The sequence below is a fragment of the Bacillus haikouensis genome (assembly GCF_013179555.1).
In the GTDB taxonomy this organism is placed as follows: Bacteria; Bacillota; Bacilli; order Bacillales; family Bacillaceae_B; genus Rossellomorea; species Rossellomorea haikouensis_A.
In genome coordinates this window covers 1-1,753 of record NZ_JABMCR010000494.1, presented here as the reverse complement: position 1 = coordinate 1,753, position 1,753 = coordinate 1, and the positions used below count along the sequence as shown (strand labels likewise).

Annotated in this window: 3 protein-coding genes; 2 read left to right on the top strand and 1 reads right to left on the bottom strand. The window is 39.2% G+C overall.

The features are described from left to right. A partial coding sequence (locus tag HP456_RS23595; RefSeq protein ID WP_312857811.1) for an undecaprenyl-diphosphate phosphatase occupies positions 1-488 on the bottom strand: 488 nt, incomplete at its 3' end. Between the two features lie 194 nt (positions 489-682). On the opposite strand from HP456_RS23595, the gene HP456_RS23590 reads away from it, so the two are divergent. Both HP456_RS23590 and HP456_RS25465 read left to right on the top strand, forming a co-directional pair. Continuing rightward, the gene (locus HP456_RS23590; protein WP_172255581.1) at positions 683-862 is read left to right on the top strand and encodes a YjzC family protein; all 180 of its coding nucleotides are present in this window, start codon (positions 683-685) and stop codon (positions 860-862) included. A 163-nt stretch (positions 863-1,025) separates the two neighbouring features. Beyond that, the coding region (locus tag HP456_RS25465; protein WP_281358130.1) for a Clp protease N-terminal domain-containing protein at positions 1,026-1,753 on the top strand (728 nt) is incomplete at its 3' end.

Genomic DNA, 1,753 nt, shown 5'->3' with positions numbered 1-1,753 from the left:
ACCGCCTGGGCAAGACCGATGATCAGGGCATCTTTTACATTCAGATCCCCATCATTTTTTCTGCCTCGCAGATTACGGATAAGCCATAATGCGGTTCCAGTAATAATGAGGGTGATTCCGATTGTAACAACGTAAGAGAGATTTTCCTCAATGTAGTCTCCGAACAAGACCCCTATGACACCGGCAGGAATCGTCCCGATGATTAAATAAACAATGAAATGAAAATCACGTTTATTTTCAGGTGTTTTTACTTTGAAATAACCCATTCCATTTACTAGCAAACGCCAAATATCTTCACGATATACAAGTAACACAGCGAAGAGAGAAGCGGTATTCACTATTATCTCGAAAGTCAAGCCCGGTTCTTCAATACCAAGGAAGTATTGTGCCAAAACGAGGTGGCCGCTCGACGAGATGGGGATAGGTTCAGTAAAACCCTGGAAAATCCCTAAAAATAAATATTTCAAAACTAAATAAAAATCCATTATATATCCTCCAAGCATATATCTCTACACAGTTTTTTATTTAACACTAATTAGTACCGTACTGTAAAGGCTTTTTCCGAATGTTAACCAAACCGTAACCTGATTAACATGAATATACCTTCATCTGGCATGCATGAACCTATTGATGAAGAAGAAAATAAAAGAGAAGCCACGCTTCAAACAGAGGAGGTATCTTGATGGGACAACCAAGACATTTCAGAGGCGGAGAAAAAGCGCCTAATAATGGATTATATATCGAAATTGGTGAGACCGGAAGTAATGTAAATAATCCTCAAAAGCTAAAAATGAAAGCAGGAGACAGGTTCCCTGAGAATTCCAACCACAACCGCCATTGGACATATATGAGAAAACCGTAATAAAGATGAAGGAACAAGGATTACCGTTTTTAATAAAAGGGAGAAAATGCAGGAAAATTCCTTTTTAATCCGGTGATTTCTTGTTCTTTTTCTTTTTCATATCAGTAAAAAAGGGTTATAATAATAAAAAGGTCAATAAAGGTCAAATGAAGGTGTGAGAGTATTGAATTTAGAATCCATGACGCACAGTATTCAAGAAAGTCTGGCAGCAGCTGGCCAGCTGGCTAAAGACAATAAGCATACGGATATCCGTGTACTTCATCTGTGGAAAGCTCTTGATCAATCCCGCGGAGGACTTCTTCGATCCATATATGAAAAAGCAGGGATGGATATGGAGGCATTTCATGATTTTACTCAGCAAAAACTGAAAGAAATTCCTGCAGTGGAAGGCATTGGGGTGCAATATGGGCAATATCTTTCCAATGATGTAAACCGTCTGTTCCAAGCAGGGGAGAAGCTTAAGAATAAATGGGGAGATGGATATTTATCAATCGAACATCTGATTCTTTCTTTATTTCAACAGTCCGATCATCCAATCACTAATTATATGGAGGAAAAAGGAATCACGAAAAAACAACTGATGAATATCATTACATCGGTAAGAGGGGGAAAAAAGGTGGACACACAAAATCCTGAAGTTACATATGAAGCACTTGAAAAGTATGGAAGGGATCTCGTTGCAGAAGTCAGGTCTGGAAAGATTGACCCCGTAATCGGAAGGGATAGCGAAATCCGCCATGTCATCCGAATATTATCGAGAAAAACAAAGAATAACCCAGTCTTGATAGGGGAACCCGGAGTTGGGAAAACAGCAATAATAGAAGGACTTGCCCAGAGGATCGTACGGAAGGATGTCCCGGAAGGTTTGAAAAACAAGACCATTTTTGAACT

Excerpts from the sequence above, each read along its gene's own strand:
- HP456_RS23590 (WP_172255581.1), top strand. The coding sequence starts at position 683 with ATGGGACAACCAAGACATTTCAGAGGCGGAGAAAAAGCGCCTAATAAT.